The sequence below is a fragment of the Frondihabitans sp. PhB161 genome, assembly GCF_003814635.1.
Taxonomy (GTDB): domain Bacteria; phylum Actinomycetota; class Actinomycetes; order Actinomycetales; family Microbacteriaceae; genus Frondihabitans.
This window is the reverse complement of sequence record NZ_RKQW01000001.1, coordinates 1,588,754-1,606,870: the sequence shown is the minus strand read 5'-3', so window position 1 is coordinate 1,606,870 and position 18,117 is coordinate 1,588,754. Positions and strand designations below refer to the sequence as shown.

The following is an 18,117-nucleotide window of genomic DNA, read 5'->3' as shown; positions in this document are numbered from 1 at the left end:
TGGCCCGGGGACGGACCTGCGGATCCTGTGTTCGCGATTCAGGCACCCAGCCCCGCGACGACGAGAACACAAGGATCCGGCGCCCACCCACGCTCATATTCCTGAAGCACGCGCTATCCCGATGGCCCCGGACCAACCGCCGGGCGCGGATCCTGCGCTCGCGAATCAGGCATCCAGTCCGCGCAAAACCAGAGACACAAGGATCCAGCGCCCACCCGCGCCCACATTCCTGATCGACGCGCAACACCAACCCGCTCGCGCCGAACGTGTGCAGGTCGTGGCCCAGCAGGCAGCCAGAGCCCGAGATGGGCACTCTCGCGGATGACGGGATGGAGCTCACTATTCGGCGCACACCGAGCACGACGAAGGGCCCCCGCCATACGGCGAGGGCCCTTCTGAGATTCAGCGCTTAGAAGGCGTTGATGTCGAGGGGGATGCCAGGACCGAAGGTGGTCGAGACGGTGCCCTTGGTGATGTAGCGGCCCTTCGAGGAGGACGGCTTGAGACGAACGACCTCGTCGAGGGCGGTGTCGAGGTTGGCGTTGAGCTGCTCCTCGGTGAAGCCGGCCTTGCCGATGACGAAGTGCACGTTGGAGTGCTTGTCGACACGGAACTCGATCTTTCCGCCCTTGATGTCGTTCACGGCCTGAGCGACGTTCGGGGTGACGGTGCCGGTCTTGGGGTTCGGCATAAGGCCGCGGGGCCCGAGGACCTTACCGAGACGACCGACCTTGCCCATGAGCTCCGGGGTGGAAACCGCGGAGTCGAAAGCCGTGTAGCCCTCGGCGACCTTGGCGATGAGCTCATCGCCACCGACCTCGTCGGCGCCGGCGGCGATAGCGGCCTCAGCAGCAGCACCGGTTGCGAAGACGATGACGCGGGCGGTCTTGCCCGTGCCGTGCGGGAGGATGACGGTGCCACGGACCATCTGGTCGGCCTTGCGCGGGTCGACACCGAGCTTGAGGGCGACCTCGACGGTCGAGTCGAACTTCTTCGAGCCGGTCTCGCGAGCGACGGCGACAGCCTCGGTCGTGGAATAGAACTTGCCTGCCTCGATCTTCTCGGCAGCGGCGCGGTACGCCTTGGACTTCTGAGCCATTGTGAAATCTCCTGATTTCGAGAGCGTGGTAACGAGCCTGGCGGGCTCTCCCACTGAATGTCTTGGGGGTGGTCGAACGCTTACGCGTCGACGGTGATGCCCATGGAGCGGGCGGTGCCGGCGATGATCTTCGCCGCGGCGTCGATGTCGTTGGCATTGAGGTCGGACTGCTTGGTCGTCGCGATCTCGCGGACCTGCTCCATCGTGAGCTTGCCCACCTTGACGGTGTGCGGCGTAGCGGAACCCTTGGCGAGGCCAGCGGCCTTTTTGATGAGCTCGGCGGCCGGCGGCGTCTTGAGGATGAACGTGAACGAACGGTCTTCGTACACGGTGATCTCGACGGGGACGACGTTGCCGCGCTGCGACTCGGTCTGAGCGTTGTACGCCTTGCAGAACTCCATGATGTTCACGCCGTGCTGACCCAGAGCCGGGCCGATGGGCGGGGCGGGGTTCGCGGCGCCGGCGTTGATCTGAAGCTTGATCAGACCTGTGACCTTCTTTTTCGGTGCCATGTTCTTTTCCTTCTTGTGGGTGTCGAACTCGGTGCGGTTGCATCGGGCTCTCCCGGAACTGCGAGTGCAGGATCCTGTGGCTGAGAAATCTGGGGAGTGACCGGCTCTAGAGCTTGGTCACCTGGTCGAAGCTGAGCTCGACCGGCGTCTCGCGCTCGAAGAGCGAAACAAGCACCGTGAGCTTACCCGATTCGGGCTTGATCTCGTTGATCGTTCCGGGGAGGCCCGCGAACGAGCCCTCTTTGATCGTGATCGTCTCGCCGATCTCGAAGTCGACCTCGGCGGGGATGACGCGCTGAGCCGCCTTGCCGGCCTTGCCGGAGCCCTTGGCGGCCGGAGCTGCCTCCTGCACCTGGACGAGGCTCTTCAGCATGTTGAAGGCCTCTTCGAAACGAAGGGGGGTGGGGTTGTGGGCGTTGCCCACGAAGCCGGTGACGCCCGGCGTGTGGCGGACGACCGACCAGGAGTCTTCGTTCAGATCCATGCGGACGAGCACGTAGCCGGGAATGCGAACGCGGGTGACAAGCTTGCGCTGACCGTTCTTGATCTCGACGACGTCTTCCATGGGAACTTCGATCTGGTAGATGAAGTCTTCCATCGTCAGCGAGACCATGCGGTTCTCGATGTTCTGCTTCACGCGACGCTCGAAGCCGGCGTAGGAGTGGATGACGTACCACTTGCCCGGCTTGCCGCGCAGGTCGTATCGGAAGGCCTCGTACGGGTCGACCTCGGCCTCGTCTTCGACCTCTTCGGTAACGACGTCGCTCTCGTCGGCGCCGAAAGCGGCCTCGACGTCGGCGTCTTGCACGGTCTGCTCGGACTCGGTCACGGCGTTGAACGTGCCCGCGGCGTCGCCCTCGGCCTGAAGCTCTTCTGCGTCGAGCTCGGCCTCGTCGTCGGTCGCCTCAACGGCGGCCTCGGCCTCGTCGAGTGAATCGATGTGGAGGGCGTCTTCGACGATGGCGTCTGCCTGCTCGTCTTTCGCCTCGTCGAGGGTGTCGAGCAGCTCGTCGAGCTCGGTCACGTCGGACGAACCGGACTCGTCGTCGATCGAGAGTGCCTCGTGCTCGGCCGAGTCGACGCTCGCTTCGTCAGCCGTCTGGGTCGAGCCCTCCTGGGTCTCTTCGACCTCGGAGGACTGCTCAGCAGCGGTGGCGAGGTCGATGTCGTCGCGCTCGTTCTTCGGCAAGGGTTCTTCTTCCGTTGGAATGGTGCGGGCTGTCTTCGGATTGCACAGACGCCCGGATCGTGAAATGAGGTCGGTTGGCGAGGATGTCGCTGAGGGCGGTGTGCACAGACGCACTGCCACCCGAGCCGGCTAAGTGGGATTGACTCCGTTGCCGAACACGTACTGGACGACGAAGCCGAACAGCGTGTCGAGGCCGAACACGAGCGCCATCATGATGACGACGAAGGCCAGAACGACCAGGGTGAAGTTGACCAGCTCTTTGCGGGTCGGGGTGACGACCTTCTTGAGCTCGCTGATGACCTGGCGGAGGAACAGCACGATGCGCGCGAAACGGCCCCGGCTCACGGAGCTGTCTGCCTTCGCGATCGCGACTACGTCCTCATCGGGGACGTCTACGTCTTTTCTCGCCACGTGTCGTACTTGCCTTTCAAGCATCGCCCGGGTTGTCACGACCCGGATCGTTCGTCCGACCCGTGCGTCTGCACGAGTAGGGCTGCAGGGCGGACAGGACTTGAACCTGCAACCTGCGGTTTTGGAGACCGCTGCTCTACCAATTGAGCCACCGCCCTTTGGATAACGGAACCCGATGGCGCTCCTTCGACCCCCTGAAACAGAACTCCACCTGATTGCTGCGGGACCTGCTTGCCGTGGGCACGAAAGAGCTTGGTGGATTCCACCACCGCAGACAAGTGTAGGCGACCCACCCTGGGCAAGTAAAGTTGAGCCGCCTCGCGGTCTCGTGGCAGCGCGTATCCCCCTCGATGGACGAAGGGCCGCCCGGTAGGCTGGACGCCGTGAACAGCACCGACCAGAGCGCCCGCCTCCCCCGTCTCTCTGCGCGCATCGCCGCGATCGCCGAATCGGCCACTCTCAAGGTCGATGCCAAGGCGAAGGGCCTTCAGGCCGAGGGCAAGCACGTCATCAGCTACGCGGCCGGCGAGCCGAACTTCGCCACGCCCGAGCACATCGTCGAGGCGGCCGTCGTGGCGGCGCGCGATCCCAAGAACCACCGATACACGCCCGCGGCGGGTCTTCCCGAGCTCCGTCAGGCGATCGCCGAGAAGACGCTGCGCGACAGCGGCACCCACGTCACGGCGTCGCAGGTCATCGTCACGAACGGCGGCAAGCAGGCCGTCTACCAGTCGTTCGCCGCGATCGTCGACGACGGCGACGAGGTGCTTCTCCCCGCCCCGTACTGGACCACCTACCCCGAGGCGATCAAGCTCGCCGGCGGTGTGCCGGTCGAGGTGTTCGCGGGTGCCGAGCAGGGCTACCTGGTCACCGTCGAGCAGCTCGAGGCCGCCCGCACCGACCGCACCAAGGCGCTGCTCTTCGTCTCTCCCTCTAACCCGACGGGCGCCGTCTACTCGCGCGAGCAGACCCGAGCCATCGGCGAGTGGGCGCTCGAGCACGGCATCTGGGTCATCACCGACGAGATCTACCAGAACCTCGTCTACGACGGGGTCAAGGCCGTCTCGATCACCGAGGCCGTCCCCGAACTGGCCGACACCACGATCCTCGTGAACGGGGTTGCCAAGACCTACGCCATGACCGGCTGGCGCGTGGGCTGGATGATCGCTCCCGCCGACGTCACCAAGGCGGCGTCCAACCTGCAGTCGCACCTGTCGTCGAACGTGTCGAACATCTCGCAGCGTGCCGCCCTCGCGGCGCTGACCGGTTCGCAGGAGTCCGTCGAGACCATGCGTCAGGCGTTCGACGTGCGCCGCAAGACGATCGTCGCCGAGCTCAACAAGATCGACGGCGTCGTGACGCCCACTCCCGAGGGGGCCTTCTACGTCTACCCCGACGTGTCGGGTCTCCTCGGCCGCACCTGGGGCGGTGTCACCCCGACGACCTCGCTCGAGCTCGCCGACCTGATCCTCGACCAGGCCGAGGTGGCGACGGTGCCCGGTGAGGCATTCGGTCCGAGCGGCTATCTGCGACTGTCGTACGCGCTCGGAGACGACGACCTCCTCGAGGGCGTGCGGCGGCTCCAGCGACTGTTCGCCTAGCCCCGAGCGGGTGAGCCGCCCCGGGGGGATGGCCTGCCCGGACCGGTTCAGCCGCGGCCGACCTACAGAGACACACCCAGCAGGATCGGCTCCGGCTGCAATTCGACCCCGAACTCAGCCGAGACCCGACTCTGCACGTACCGGGCCAGCTCACCCACCTCGGCAGCGGTCGCGCCTCCGAGATTCGTGATCGCCAGGGTGTGCTTCGACGAGATCGCCGCACCGGAGCCCGGCAGACGGAACCCGCGAGGCACTCCCGCGTGCTCGATCAGCCAGGCCGCGCTGAGCTTGATACCGCCCTCGACGATCGGCGGCGGAGGCGCGGGCTGCTCACCGAGGGGCACAGCGACGTCGCGTGCCTCCGGCACGGTCTCCCAGCGCGGTGCGACGGCCGGGATCGCTTCGAGGGCGCGGCGCGACACGATCGGATTCGTGAAGAAGGATCCGCTCGACGCCGTGTCACGATCCGTCGGGTCGAGGACCATCCCCTTCGAGGCCCGCAGTTCGAGCACTCGCGCCCGGACGTCGGCGAGCGGAACCCGCTCCCCCAGCTCGACTCCGAGGGCCTGGGCGAGCTGCGGGAAGGCGATCGGCTCGGAGAGCCCGCCGCCCCGCGACAGCTGGAACTCGACCGAGGTGACGACACCGGCACGAGGATCCGGCCCGGACGCCTTGAAGACACTCTTGCGGTAGTCGAGACCGAGGTTGGCGCGTGGGATCCTGACGAATTCGAGGCTGTCGGCGTCGAGGAAGTCGACGCTGACGACCGTCTCGGATATCTCTTGGCCGTAGGCGCCGATGTTCTGCACCGGGGCGGCTCCGGTCGAGCCGGGCACTCCGCTCAGCGCTTCAAAGCCCGCCCAGCCGTTCGAGACGGTCTGCTCGACCAGGGAGTCCCATGGCTCGCCTGCCGCGACCCGGATCGTGACGGTGTCGGAGGTCTCGGAGACGACCTCGACGCCGCGGGTGGCAACCTGGATGACCGTTCCGGGGAAGCCCTCGTCAGAGACGACGAGGTTCGAGCCGCCACCGAGCACGAACCAGGGCTCGAGAGAGGAGAACGCCTCGCGGGCAGCCGCCAGCAGCTCGTCGTGGGTGGTCGCCACGATGAGGCGGTCGGGGCTTCCCCCGACCTGCATCGTGGTGAGCTCGGCGAATGCGGTCACGCCCAGGCCACGCGCACCTGCGCCTTGCCGAGGACGGTCTGCCCCGCGAACGTCACGGTCAGGTCGACGCGAGCGCTCTTCGCCTCGGCGTCGAGCTGGCCGATCTTCGCTGACACGACGAGCTCGGCACCCGTCTCGGCGTCGACGGCGACGGGGCGGGTGAAGCGGACCTGGTAGTCGCTCACCCAGGCACCCGCACCGGGGCCGCTGTCGCCCTCGAGCCAGTCAACGACCGGCTGAATGGCGGTGGCCATCGTGAGCATGCCGTGGGCGATGACCCCGGGCAACCCGACCGACTGGGCGAAGTCGTCGCGGTAGTGGATGGGGTTGAAGTCGCCTGATGCACCGGCGTACCGGACGAGCGAGTCGCGGGTGAGCGTGTAGGTGCGTTCGGCGACGACCTGGCCCACCTCGAGCGCGGCGCTCACTCGTCGCCCCGGACGACGAGGGTGGAGATGGCGGTGACGACGTGCTCGCCCGCCGCATCGAGCATGACCGATTCGGCGGTGACCATCGAGTGGCCCCCGAGCGACTTGACGCTCGCGACCGTCAGCGTCGCCGTCAGCTCGTCGCCGGCGACGATCGGCCTCGTGTAGCTGAAACGCTGGTCGCCGTGCACGACCCGCGAGAAGTCGATGCCGGCATCGGGCGCGCTGAGCAGCTGCTGCAGGGTGTGCTCCTGCACGACCACGGCGAAGGTCGGCGGAGCAACGACGTCGCCGTAGCCGGCCGCGCGAGCAGCCTCGGGGTCGAGAGAGAGGCGGCTCGTCGAGGCGGTGGCGCGGGCGAACTCTCGCACCTTCTCGCGACCGACGAGGTACGGAGCCACCGGCGGAAAACTCCGCCCTTGGAGATCGGGGTTCACAGACACGACGACAATTCTAGGCGGCCTAGATGGACGCCAGCGAAGCACGAGGATTCGATCGTCGGACCCCTGGTTTCCGCGGCGGGTCAGGCGTACAGTGACGTCACGTCTGGGATGGTAACTCGACGCAAGCACCCGTTTCAGAGGGTGCCGCAGCGTTTCCCTCGGTGCTGATCCACCGTGGGCTCGACCTCGAGCCACTAGGGCTGCGACACCGTCCGGATGCGACAGGGTGCGCACCGCCGTTTACCCCGGCGGGGCGCACCCTGGTTCGGACCGGATCCGCCCCGTGCGGCAGGGCGTCCCCTCCGAGACGATGGGGCCTCCTAGTGTTATCCCCATGCTTTCCAGGGCGAGGGATCTCGCGCTCTCCTCGCACCCGGGGCCGACCGCGGCCGTGACAGTGCTGTCGGCGCTGCTGGCGGCCTCTCTTGGTTACCCGACCGCCCGGATCCTCGTCCTCGCCGTGGCGGTCCTGCTCGGGCAGCTCTCGATCGGTTTCTCGAACGACTGGATCGACTCCGGTCGCGACCGGGCGACCGGACGGCACGACAAGCCGGTCGCGCAGGGCCGCATCAGCGTGCCGATGGTGCGCCGCGCCGCGATCGTCACCCTGGTCGCCGCCCTTGCCGTCTCGATCGCCCTCGGGCCCGCCGCAGCTCTCTGCCATCTCGTGCTGATCGCCTCCGGCTGGGCTTACAACGCCGGCCTCAAACGCACCCCCTTCTCCGTCGTGCCGTTCGTCATCGCCTTCGGGATCCTCCCCGATGTCGTCACGCTCTCCGGTCAGGAGGGGGTGCCCGCCGCGGGGTGGGCGACCGCGGTCGGAGCTCTCTTCGGCGTCGCCATCCATTTCACCAACGTGCTGCCCGACCTCGCCGACGATGCCGAGACCGACGTCCGCGGCCTCCCGCACCGGCTCGGAGCTCGGGTTTCGGGCGTCGTGGCGTTCGCGGTGCTCGTGGTCGCGTCCGTCCTGGTTGTGATCGGCCCGGTCGCGGGCGACAACGACCGGGGTGTCACCCTCCCGGCCGTCTTCGGCCTCGTGATTTCGCTGGCGATCGCGGCGATCGGAATCCGGCGCGTGCTGACGATCCCGCCCGACCGTCTGCTCTTTCAGCTCGTGATCGTCATGTCGCTCGTCGTCGCGGTCTCGCTCGTGCTGAGCGGCGGTCGCCTCACGGCCTGAGTCGCGGGACAGCTTGAGTCGCGGGACAGCCTGACTCGCGTCGGTGACTCGAGGGCGATTCAGGCCCAGGCCATCGCGTAGGTGCGTGCCAAGACCCGGTTCGCGGGGCTGCCCAGCAGGATCCCGAGGCCGACGTCGCGGGCGGTGCGCCGCACTCCCGCTGACGGTCGGCCCATGGCCATGTTCACCTCGGCCTGCCTCGCTGCACGACGTGCGCTGCGGAGCCGGTTCTGCTCGAACGCCTCCAGCGCCTCGAACAACGAGGTGTCGACGAGTTCGCGGCGGGCTCCGCTCACGAGGAGCGGTGCGAGCTCGGCGGCGTCGAGCCACCCGAGGTTCATGCCCTGCCCGCCGATGGGGCTGATCTCGTGGGCGGCGTCGCCGATCAAGACGACCCTGCCCCGCACGAGGCGCTCGGCGAGTCGACGGCGAGTGACGAATGCGCTCAGCATCGAGTTCGTCGCCGGGTCGACTCGCGTGCCGACCCGATCGCTGATGAGCGCGGCCACGTCGCCTGCCGAGGGCCGGTCGAGAGGTTTTCCGGTATGGGCGACGAACCGTCGTCGTCCGCCGGGAAGGGGGAACGACTCGACGACCCCGTCGCGCTCGAGGTGGATGACCGCGTCGTCACCCTCGCCGGTGTCGTCACGGAAGTCGCCCATGACGAACGCGTCGGAATACGCCCGGAGAGCCGCGGGAATGCCGAGGAGCTTTCGAACGGCGCTTCGGGCTCCGTCGGCCCCGACGACGAATCGGGCCACCTCGAAGACATCACGGCCCTCGTGGCGCGCGTGGAGCCGCACGTGATGCGGGTCGACGTCGTCGATGGCCACGAGCTCCATACCCCGCTGCAGGCAGTTCGGGGCGAGCTCGGCCAGGCGATCTGCGACGATCGCCTCGGTCTCGTGCTGCGGCAGGGAGGCGATGTAGTCGAACTCGGCGTGGACGGCGTCGAACGACACCGTGCCGAGGGTGCGACCGCCACTCCGAGCGATCCCGCGGTGGATGTGCACGGCCTTCGCGGCGATGGCGTCGGCCACCCCGATCCGGCCGAACGCCTCCATCGACGGCGGGTGGATCCCGATGGCGCGGGAGAGCGGTGCGGGCCGCGTGCGCTTCTCCCACACGGCGACGTCGAGACCGGCCTCGGCCAGCAGAGCGGCCAGGAACACCCCGACCGGGCCTCCCCCGACGACCACGACGTCACGCATCGGCGTCTCCCGGGCTCAGCGTGAGCAACAGTCGAGCGGGCTGGAGTCGCTCCACACGCCAACCGCCGCTGACGCGCGACCGCAACTCGGCGGGCGTGTAGCTGCGGCGGATGGAGAGCAGGCCGTCCGGACGGATGAACGATCCGGCAAAGCCCACCCGGGTAACCGCGGAGTAGGCGGCATAGGCGGTGCGGCTCCTCGCGATGTCGTTGTGGATCGCCAGCCGACGGGCCAGGACTCGGCTGTCGTCGAGGAGCGCGGTCAGCTCGTCGCCGGCGAGGTGGTGCAGCACATGGTTCGAGACGACGACATCGAATACGCGACCCTCCTCGACGAGGGCACGACTCGCCGTGCGCTCGTACCGGACGCCGTCGTCAGGCGGCAGGGACAGCGCGAAGGCGTGGGCACGAGGATCCGGGTCGATGGCCGTCACCGAGATCGGGTGGCCGTCGCGACGCGACCACGCCGCGAGAGCCCGAGCGACGTCGCCGCCACCCGAACCGATGTCGAGGACGGTGAGGGGTGAGGGGCTCGCGGTGGCGAGCGGTCGGATCCTGCGCTCGTAGATGCGTCGCCAGCCGGACACGACACAGTTGACGAGGGCGAAGTGCCGATAGGTGCGGTCAAGGGCGACGACGTCGCAGTCGGGATCGTCCATGAGCTCGAGCGCACTCGTCTCGCGGGCGCGAAGGGAGGGAGAGGAGCTCACTCGCCGCCCCGCAGGGTCAGCAGAGCCGTCTCGACGGTGAGACCCGGCCCGAACGCCATGGCGCAGACGCGACGGGTCCAGCTGCCGGATTCACTGCCCCGATCGCCCGATTCAGCCGCTCGCGCTCCGGCCTCGGCCCCGACCGCCACGAGCTCGCGTGTCACCGGCGCTTCGGCGCCCACCAGCAACTCGCGCAACACGAACAGCACGGTCGCGCTCGACATGTTGCCGTGTTCGCGCAGCACCTTCCGCGAGGCGGCGACCTGCGGCCCGTCGAGGGCAAGCGCGGTCTCGACACGGTCGAGAATGCTGCGCCCACCGGGGTGAATCGCCCAGAAGGGCACGTCGGCCACCTCGAGCCCCGGCGACCTCGCCAGAAGAGACGCGACCGCCGCGCCGATGTTCTGCTCCACGATGCGCGGCACGTAGCTCGAGAGCACCATGTCGAAACCGTGGTCGCCGATCGTCCAGGCCATGTCGGCGGCGCCGTCGGCGATGATCGTGGTCTCGAACGCGTCGAGATCGAGGCGCGGTGACTCGTCAGGCCCGGCGTGCGCCGACCCGACGACGACCGCTGCGGCAGCCCCGTCGCCAAAGACCGACGCCGCGACGATGGCGTCGGGGTCGTCGTCGACGTGCAGGTGGAGGGAGCACAGCTCGACCGAAACCACGAGGACGACGGCGTCGGGGTCGAGGTCGCAAAACTGAGCGGCCATTTTGAGAGCGGGGAACGCGGCGTAGCAGCCCATGAACCCCAGGTGGAAGCGCTGCACCGACGGAGAAAGGCCGAGCTCGCGGACGAGCACGTAATCGGGCCCCGGCGCGTAGAAGCCGGTGCACGAGACCGTCACGACGTGCGTGATCTCGGAGACCGCGAGGTCGGGCACCGCGGCGATCGCCTTCCGTGCCGCCTCTACGAGCAACGGCTTCGAGTAGAGGGTGTAGGCGTCGTTGCGGGCTGCCGTTCCAGGGTTCGCGACGATGCCCGAGGCGATGTCGAAGAGACCCGGGTCGGCGGCAACCGAAGGATCCGACGCCGACTTTCGTTGATCGAACTCGGCGAGAACGGAGTGCCGCGTGTCGATGGCCGACGCATCGAAGGCGGCGGTGACGAGGCGCTTACCGAGTCGCCCATAGCCGGGTTGCTCTCGCAGGAGGTCGCGCAAGTCGGGCTGGTGCACTGTTGCGGCGGGCACCGCGGTCTCGATCGAGCGGATGACGGCCATGCGTCATGGTACGACCGCGCCAGGCTTTCGGCCCGCCGAGCCGAGCCGAGACCTCAAATTCGACGACTCTGCGGGCACTCGAGGCGTCGATTTCGAGGTCTCACGACCTTGACCCCCAACATGCAAAAAAGGCCTCGCCCGAGGGGGCAAGACCTTTGTTGCTTGTAGCGAGGGCGGGACTCGAACCCGCGACACCACGATTATGAGCCGTGTGCTCTAACCACCTGAGCTACCCCGCCGCACTGCCGACCTGAGGGCCGTCACCGGACTCGCGTTCGGTGGAGCCCCCTGTGGGAATCGGACCCACTACCTCTTCCTTACCAAGGAAGTGCTCTACCAATGAGCTAAGGGGGCGTGACCACTCTGATTCGACCCCGTTACCGGCCCGCGAATGGCACCACACGAGAATAGCAGGAGTTCGAGCCGCCCCGTGACACGTGACGCGCCGCCGAGATCGCAGGAGTGGTCGGGTGAAGTCGACCACTACTGCGATCTCGGCAGAACTCGGTGCGACCTAGGCCGACGCGGCCGAGAGCGCGGCCACATCGTCGGCCGAGAGGTCGAGCGTCGTTGCCGCGATGAGGTCGGGCAGCTGCTCCACGGTGCGCGCCGATGCGATCGGGCCGGCAACCGAAGGCTGCGCGATCAGCCAGGCCAGCGAGACGGTGGCGACCGATGCGCCGGTCGACTCCGAGATGCGGTCGAGCTCGGCGAGCACACGCCGACCCCGCTCGTCGAGGTAGGCGCTGGCGCCTCCGGCGCGGGGGCTGTCGACGTCGACTCCGTCGCGGTACTTGCCGGTGAGAAACCCGCTGGCCAGCGACGAATAGGGCAGCACGGAGACGTTCTCCGCTGCCGCGACGCCCGCGACCGTCGGGCCGCCGTCGGATCCTTCGACTTTGTCGCGTTCGACGAGGCTGTACTGGTTCTGGATCGCCGCGTACTTCGGCAGGTTCTCCGACTCCGAGAAACGAAGAGCCTGCTCGAGGCGCTGACCCGAGAAGTTCGATGCGCCGATCGCGCGGACCTTGCCGAGCTCGACCTGCTCGGAGAGGGCCTCGACGGCCTCTTCGACGGGACGGTCGGTGAAGTCGCGGTGGGCGTAGTAGAGGTCGATGTAGTCGGTGCCCAAGCGCTCGAGCGAGTCGTCGACGGCGCGACGGACGATCTCGCGCGAGGTGCCCTCGAGGCCGGTGAGCATGCCCACCTTGGTGGCCACGACGATGTCGTCGCGGTTGCCACGCGCCTTCATCCACTTGCCGATGATGACCTCGGATTCGCCCCCCGAGTTGCCCGGCTTCCAGGCCGAGTAGACGTCGGCCGTGTCGATGAAGTTGCCACCGGCGGCGACGTAGGCGTCGAGGATCTCGAACGACGTCGCCTCGTCGGCCGTCCAGCCGAAGACGTTGCCGCCGAGATTGAGTGGGAAGACGCTGAGGTCGCTCGACCCGAGAGTGGTGCGGGGTGCGTCGGTCATGTGACTCCTTCTGATCGGATGTTCTCTAACGCAACACCCGTTCGCCTCGGGAATTCCGAGAGCCGAGGATCCCGGTGATCCCGGATCGAGGCATACGCAGCGTCGAGCTACTCCTCGACGAAGCAGCCGACAAAGCCGTTCTCAGTCGTCGGCGTGCTGCGAGATGGTCGTCAGCTCGGTCATCTCGGCGTCGTCGAGGGTCAGCTGGGCCACCCCGAGGAGGTTCTCGAGTTGGATCACCGAGCGAGCGCTGGCGAGGGCGCCGACGACGTTCTGCTGCTGGACCACCCAGCGGATCGCCACGGCGGCCGGCGTCACCCCGTGCCTCGATGCGATATCGGTGACGACGTCGAGGGTGCGCAAGTTACCGGGCGTGAGGTGACCCATCGCTCGACTGCCCCGGGGCGAGTCGCCGATGTTGTCGCGGCTGCGGTACTTGCCCGTGAGGAACCCGCTCGCGAGCGTCGAATGGGGCAGGACGGCGAGCCCGAAGTGGTCGACGAGCGGCGACATGTCGGACTCGTACTCGTTGCGACGAACGAGGTTCCAGGCCGGCTGGACCGCCGCGAAGGGGTGGAGGCCGTCACGGTCGGCAATCGCGAGCGCCTGTCGAAGCCTCGCGCCGGTGTAGTTCGACACGGCCGGGTAGCGGATCTTGCCCTCGTCGACCAGCTCGCTGAAGGCGGCGACCGTCTCGTCGAGCGGAGTCTCGTCATCGTCGTAGTGCGCGAAATAGAGATCGATCCGGTCTGTGCGCAGCCGAGTCAGCGAAGCCTCGACGGCCTTGCGGATGCTGGTGCGAGTGAGACCCGGGGCGTCGGGGTGCTGACCAACCTTCGTGCTGACGATGACGCGATCGCGGTTTCCGGGGCGCGCGAGCCACCGGCCGATGATCGCCTCCGACTCGCCGCCCGTGTTGCCCGGGAGCCAGGCCGAATAGACGTCGGCCGTATCGAGCACCCGTCCGCCGGCGTCGGCATAGACGTCGAGGATCTCGAGGGCGGTCGGTGCACCCACCGTCCAGCCGAACACGTTTGTTCCGAGCGCGAGCGGGAAGGGAGTCGCGTCGGGCGGGAAGAGGTCGGGCAAGGAGTCCAGGAGGTAGCCAATCCGGTCGGTTCGCACCACCATAACGGACCCGGTACTCCCCTGTGGACTCGTGCGGCTGAGAGCGACGCACCTGTCGTATCGTGGCTGTCATGCCTCTCGACGAGACCATCCAGACCGACGGCCCCCGACTTGATGGGGCCGAGTGGTGGCGCACGGCCGTGATCTACCAGGTCTATCCGCGCTCCTTCGCCGACAGCAACGGCGACGGCATCGGCGACCTCCCCGGCATCACCTCGCGCCTCTCGGCGTTGGCCGACCTCGGCGTCGACGCCGTGTGGCTCTCGCCGTTCTTCACCTCCCCGCAGAAAGACGCCGGTTACGACGTCGCCGACTACTGCGACGTCGACCCTCTCTTCGGCACGCTCGACGACTTCGACGCGCTCCGGCGCCGGGCTACCGAGCTCGGCCTGCGAGTGATCGTCGACCTCGTCCCCAACCACTCCTCCGACGCGCACGACTGGTTCCAGCGCGCGCTGGTGGCAGCACCCGGCTCCCCCGAGCGCGCCCGCTATCTGTTCCGCGACGGGCAGGGCGAGAACGGCGAGCTTCCCCCGAACAACTGGCAGTCGGTCTTCGGCGGCGCCGCGTGGAGCCGCGTCACCGAAAAAGACGGCACGCCCGGCCAGTGGTACCTCCACCTCTTCGACTCGTCGCAGCCCGACTTCGACTGGGAGAACCCCGAAGTCCGCGACCAGTTCCTCGACGTGCTCCGGTTCTGGCTCGACCGCGGTGTCGACGGGTTCCGCATCGATGTCGCCCACGGTCTCATCAAGAAAGACGGGCTGCCCGACTACACGCCCCCGAAAGACGCCGGCAGCATGGGCGGCGGCCTCGCCGAAGACCAGACGCCTCCGTATTGGGCTCAAGACGGCGTGCACGACATCTACCGCTCGTGGCGCGCCCTTCTCGAGACCTACCCGGGCGACCGGATCCTTGTGGCCGAGGCATGGGTGGAGCCGCTCTCGAAGCTCAGCAACTGGGTTCGCCCCGACGAGATGCACCAGGCGTTCAACTTCTCGTACCTCGAGAGCGGCTGGTCGGCACCGTCGATCAAGGGCGTCATCGACTCGTCGCTCGAGGTGTTCGACAGCGTCGACGCCCCCAGCACCTGGGTGCTCTCGAACCACGACGTCGTGCGCCACGCCTCCCGGCTCGCGCTCACCGCCGACAACGCCCAGGGTGCGGGCATCGGGCCGAAGAGTTCGGGCCTGCCCGACACCGCGGTCGGCCTGGCACGGGCTCGCGCGGCCACTGCCGTGATGCTCGCCCTCCCCGGCTCGGCCTACATCTACCAGGGCGAAGAGCTCGGGCTGCCCGAGGCGATCGACCTGCCCGACGAAGCCCGCCAAGATCCTACGTGGTTCCGCACGGCGGGCGAGCGCTACGGTCGCGACGGCTGCCGTGTGCCGCTGCCCTGGGAGGCCGCATCGCCCGCCTTCGGGTTCAACACCACCGGCGAGTCGTGGCTGCCGCAGCCCGAGGAGTGGGCGCCCTACGCGCGAGACGCTCAGGAGGGCGACACCGGCTCCACTCTCGAGTTCTACCGTCTGGCCCTGGCCCTGCGTCACGAATTCGCTTTAGGATCCGGCACGGTCGAGTGGCTGCCCGGTTACGGCCCCGACGTGGTCGCGTTCCGCAACGGGCAGATCACCGTGATCGCGAACACCGGCTCTGTGCCGGTCGAGCTCCCCGTCGCCGACGAGCTCCTCGCGACCGTCGAGCTCGAGGGCGCAGCGCTGCCGGCCGACGCGACGGTGTGGTTGCGCGTGTCGTAGTCGACGCGGGCCGGCGTCGCCAGCGTTGGTCCGCGAGACGTCTTACGGACAAAGCCACCTGCCGCGGCAGGTGGCTTTGTCCGTAAGACGTAGGTAGTGCATCGCAGGCACACCGGCAAGAGCGGCTCAGGCGGCGCCGGCGTTGGCCATGAGCCACGGGTACGGGTCGACGGGAACGCCGTTGAGGTGGATCTCGAAGTGGAGGTGGGCCCCGGTGCTGTTGCCGGTCGAGCCCACGTTTCCGACCTGCTGGCCGACCTTGACCGTCTCGCCCTGGGTCACCTTGATCGACCCGGCGACCATGTGCGCGTACACGCTCGTGACCTGCTGGCCGTTGATCGTGTGCTCGATCCACACGTTGTAGCCAAGGGCGCCGCCGCCCTGCTCGACCTTCGACACAACGCCGTCGGCGACGATCTGAATAGGGGTTCCGGCACCGGGGATGAAGTCGAGGCCCTGGTGGAACGTGGAGCAGAAACCGCAGTTCGCGACCTGACGGGCGCCGAAGCCACTCGAGATCGGCACTCCGGTCGCGAACGGCCACTGGACTGCAGCCGTGGAGTCGTTGGTGAACGCACCCGCGTTCGCCGACGAGACGGTCGTGTTGAGGTTGGTCACCGAGTACCCGTCGCGGCCGACGGAAGCGTCGGAGACGGCTCCTGATGCGACGTACTGCTGGCCGCCGGTCGCAGCGACTCCGCCGACGGTTGTTCCCGACTGCGCGGCCGCGGTCAGCTTGAGTGCGACGTTCTCGGGGGTATCAACGAAGTAGGCGTTGGCCGGCACCGAGGTCGCGACGATCGTCGCGCCGACGAAGACCATCGCGCCGAGCACTCCGAAGCGACGTGTGCGCTGGCCTCGGAGCTGCGCCGGCGAGCGACGGGGTGCCACGACAGGCGCGGCCACGGCTGCCGCACGACGAGCCCGAGCGGTCGCACGAACGGAGGCGCGTGGGGCCGCGAGACGGGGCTCTGCAGCCCGGGGGGCCGTGCGGGTGGCAGCGGAGGGCTGGGGGGCCGTCGGCATCACGGTGGGGACGACAGGCACCTCATCGGCCGCGGCGGGCGACACCGTGAGAACGGGTGCCTCTGCGAGCGGAGCCTGAACAGGCTGGGCGGCCGAGGGCCGCACGAACGATGCCCCTTCACGTGCCTCTCGGAGCGCACGGCGCGAGCCGGGTGCTGCGGCAGCGGCAGGTGCACTCGCCGTGACGACGTCGGAAGACTCGACGGAGGCCGCGCCGGAGCGAAGAGGCGTCACGGCCGGCATCGAGCCGGTGGCACGCTCGCGGGCACGCAGCTCGCGTCGAGTGAGAGCACCACCCTCGTTGTCGACCGTCACGGGTCGCGTCGCCGAGGAACTGGCTTCGTGGCCCTGAGACGTCACAGCGTGGATTCTCCTCGTACTCGATCGGTGCCTTTATCGCTCGCTGACTCACTCAGACGGATTTCGGGGGGAAAAACCATCGAAGTTGGCGCAGCGATTGGCGGCGTAGTTTTCGGGTGTTCGGTGACGTCGACTCCGGCAAGGTAAAATCAAATCGACCGGATTGAGCGGGAACGGACACACTCACTTCGACGACGACTTCACCACCATACAGAGAGATCGACGGTTTGGCGAGGCGCTGATATTCACATTCTGTGATTTGTCAGGTTGGGCACGCCGAGGGGCTGCTGGCGCGTGCACGAGTGAGGTACGGATCCTTGGGGGTCGTCCGCTCGACTCTCACGCCCTAGAAACCGCAGTCGGCCAGAGCGCTCGCCAACTCGGCCCGAATGCCCGGAGCCGACACGACCGTGAGCTCGCGGCTCGCGGGAGCTCCGGCCGGGGTCAGCACCGAGGCACCGGCCTCCTCGGCGATGAGGATTCCGGCAGCGTGATCCCAGGGCTGGAGTCCGCGTTCGATGTAGGCGTCGAGCCGCCCGACGGCGACCGCGCAGAGATCGAGCGACGCCGCCCCGATGCGTCGGATGTCACGCACACGCCCGAGCAGAGGAACGAGGCGAGTCGCCTGCTCGACGCGCCGGACGGGATCGTACGAGAAGCCCGTGCCGACGAGCGACTGCGACAGATCGGTCGGGCCCGTGACCTGCAAAGGGACGCCGTTCAGCGCCGCACCGCCGCCACGGGTGGCGCTGTACTCCTCGTCGAGCACCGGGTTGACGACGCACGCCGCCAGGGCGGTCCAGTGCCGAGGATCCGGCTCCCCCGACACCACAGCGATGCTCACCGCGTACATCGGAATGCCGTAGAGAAAATTGACGGTGCCGTCGATCGGGTCGACGATCCAGGTGAGGCCGGTGGTCGACGGCTCGGCGCCGCTCTCTTCGCCGAGAAAACCGTCGCCCGGACGCTCCGCCGCCAGACGCCGCCTGATGAGCGCCTCGACCTCGCGATCGGCGTGGGTGACGATGTCGACGGCGCTCGACTTGCTGGCCGCCACCTCGACGCCCTCGGCACGGCGCCGGGCGGCGAGCGCTCCGGCCTCCCGTGCGATCGACCGGGCCGTCTGCAGCAGATCGGCGTTGGTCGGGCTGGTGGCGTTGGTCATGGCGTCCTCCACAAGACGACACCCCG

The 18,117-nt window shown here is 68.0% G+C and carries 17 protein-coding genes and 3 tRNA genes; 3 read left to right on the top strand and 17 right to left on the bottom strand.

Annotated features, from left to right (window positions below):
- Positions 1–409: 409 nt before the first annotated feature.
- From rplA to EDF39_RS07740, 5 genes are all read right to left on the bottom strand, one after another.
- On the bottom strand, positions 410–1,099 hold the full coding sequence (gene rplA, locus EDF39_RS07760; protein WP_055959628.1) for a 50S ribosomal protein L1: 690 nt from the start codon (positions 1,097–1,099) through the stop codon (positions 410–412).
- A gap of 80 nt (positions 1,100–1,179) precedes the next feature.
- Positions 1,180–1,611, bottom strand: a complete 432-nt coding sequence (gene rplK, locus EDF39_RS07755; RefSeq protein ID WP_055959629.1) for a 50S ribosomal protein L11 — start codon at positions 1,609–1,611, stop codon at positions 1,180–1,182.
- A 106-nt stretch (positions 1,612–1,717) separates the two neighbouring features.
- Complete coding sequence (gene nusG / locus EDF39_RS07750) at positions 1,718–2,800, bottom strand: transcription termination/antitermination protein NusG (protein ID WP_123941872.1); 1,083 nt, start codon at positions 2,798–2,800, stop codon at positions 1,718–1,720.
- Between the two features lie 129 nt (positions 2,801–2,929).
- Positions 2,930–3,211 carry a preprotein translocase subunit SecE gene (gene secE, locus EDF39_RS07745; protein WP_233573009.1) on the bottom strand — a complete coding sequence of 94 codons (282 nt, stop codon included), beginning with the start codon at positions 3,209–3,211 and terminating at the stop codon, positions 2,930–2,932.
- A gap of 85 nt (positions 3,212–3,296) precedes the next feature.
- Positions 3,297–3,369, bottom strand: a tRNA-Trp gene (locus EDF39_RS07740).
- 225 nt (positions 3,370–3,594) lie between these two features.
- Between EDF39_RS07740 and EDF39_RS07735 the strand changes: the two genes are divergently transcribed.
- Entirely contained in the window at positions 3,595–4,812 is a 1,218-nt protein-coding gene (locus tag EDF39_RS07735) for a pyridoxal phosphate-dependent aminotransferase (RefSeq protein WP_233573008.1), read from the top strand.
- 62 nt (positions 4,813–4,874) lie between these two features.
- Here the strand turns inward: EDF39_RS07735 and EDF39_RS07730 are convergent, their stop codons facing one another.
- Genes EDF39_RS07730 through EDF39_RS07720 form a run of 3 tightly spaced genes read right to left on the bottom strand, consistent with a single transcriptional unit; the run spans position 4,875 to position 6,849 of the window.
- Positions 4,875–5,984, bottom strand: coding sequence for a UDP-N-acetylmuramate dehydrogenase (locus EDF39_RS07730; RefSeq protein ID WP_370275174.1), 1,110 nt, complete (start codon positions 5,982–5,984; stop codon positions 4,875–4,877).
- Positions 5,975–6,406, bottom strand: coding sequence for a MaoC family dehydratase (locus EDF39_RS07725; RefSeq protein WP_123941870.1), 432 nt, complete (start codon positions 6,404–6,406; stop codon positions 5,975–5,977). The genes EDF39_RS07730 and EDF39_RS07725 overlap by 10 nt, the downstream gene beginning before the upstream one ends.
- Complete coding sequence (locus EDF39_RS07720; RefSeq protein WP_123941868.1) at positions 6,403–6,849, bottom strand: MaoC family dehydratase N-terminal domain-containing protein; 447 nt, start codon at positions 6,847–6,849, stop codon at positions 6,403–6,405. Before EDF39_RS07720 ends, EDF39_RS07725 begins: the two co-directional genes overlap by 4 nt.
- Positions 6,850–7,183: 334 nt before the next feature.
- Here EDF39_RS07720 and EDF39_RS07715 point away from each other — a divergent pair, with 334 nt between their 5' ends.
- Entirely contained in the window at positions 7,184–8,032 is an 849-nt protein-coding gene (locus EDF39_RS07715; protein WP_123941866.1) for a UbiA family prenyltransferase, read from the top strand.
- 59 nt (positions 8,033–8,091) lie between these two features.
- Here the strand turns inward: EDF39_RS07715 and EDF39_RS07710 are convergent, their stop codons facing one another.
- The 7 genes from EDF39_RS07710 to EDF39_RS07680 all read right to left on the bottom strand — a co-directional run bounded on the left by EDF39_RS07710 (position 8,092) and on the right by EDF39_RS07680 (position 13,786).
- A complete protein-coding gene (locus tag EDF39_RS07710; protein WP_123941864.1) occupies positions 8,092–9,243 on the bottom strand; it encodes an NAD(P)/FAD-dependent oxidoreductase in 1,152 nt (383 codons plus the stop codon).
- The gene (locus EDF39_RS07705; RefSeq protein ID WP_233573007.1) at positions 9,236–9,952 is read right to left on the bottom strand and encodes a class I SAM-dependent methyltransferase; all 717 of its coding nucleotides are present in this window, start codon (positions 9,950–9,952) and stop codon (positions 9,236–9,238) included. The genes EDF39_RS07710 and EDF39_RS07705 overlap by 8 nt, the downstream gene beginning before the upstream one ends.
- Positions 9,949–11,178 (bottom strand): type III polyketide synthase, encoded by a 1,230-nt coding sequence (locus EDF39_RS07700; RefSeq protein ID WP_123941862.1) that lies wholly within the window; start codon positions 11,176–11,178, stop codon positions 9,949–9,951. Before EDF39_RS07700 ends, EDF39_RS07705 begins: the two co-directional genes overlap by 4 nt.
- Before the next feature lie 165 nt (positions 11,179–11,343).
- Positions 11,344–11,417 (bottom strand) — tRNA-Met (locus tag EDF39_RS07695).
- Positions 11,418–11,457: 40 nt separating this feature from the next.
- Positions 11,458–11,532, bottom strand: a tRNA-Thr gene (locus EDF39_RS07690).
- Positions 11,533–11,692: 160 nt separating this feature from the next.
- Complete coding sequence (locus tag EDF39_RS07685) at positions 11,693–12,655, bottom strand: aldo/keto reductase (RefSeq protein ID WP_123941860.1); 963 nt, start codon at positions 12,653–12,655, stop codon at positions 11,693–11,695.
- Between the two features lie 141 nt (positions 12,656–12,796).
- The gene (locus EDF39_RS07680; protein ID WP_123941858.1) at positions 12,797–13,786 is read right to left on the bottom strand and encodes an aldo/keto reductase; all 990 of its coding nucleotides are present in this window, start codon (positions 13,784–13,786) and stop codon (positions 12,797–12,799) included.
- 68 nt (positions 13,787–13,854) lie between these two features.
- On the opposite strand from EDF39_RS07680, the gene EDF39_RS07675 reads away from it, so the two are divergent.
- Positions 13,855–15,540: a glycoside hydrolase family 13 protein gene (locus tag EDF39_RS07675; RefSeq protein ID WP_123941856.1), complete on the top strand. Its 1,686-nt coding sequence runs from the start codon at positions 13,855–13,857 to the stop codon at positions 15,538–15,540.
- 126 nt (positions 15,541–15,666) lie between these two features.
- Here the strand turns inward: EDF39_RS07675 and EDF39_RS07670 are convergent, their stop codons facing one another.
- Positions 15,667–16,926, bottom strand: a complete 1,260-nt coding sequence (locus tag EDF39_RS07670) for a M23 family metallopeptidase (protein ID WP_123941854.1) — start codon at positions 16,924–16,926, stop codon at positions 15,667–15,669.
- A 346-nt stretch (positions 16,927–17,272) separates the two neighbouring features.
- On the bottom strand, positions 17,273–18,091 hold the full coding sequence (locus EDF39_RS07665) for an inositol monophosphatase family protein (protein ID WP_123941852.1): 819 nt from the start codon (positions 18,089–18,091) through the stop codon (positions 17,273–17,275).
- Positions 18,092–18,117: the final 26 nt, after the last annotated feature.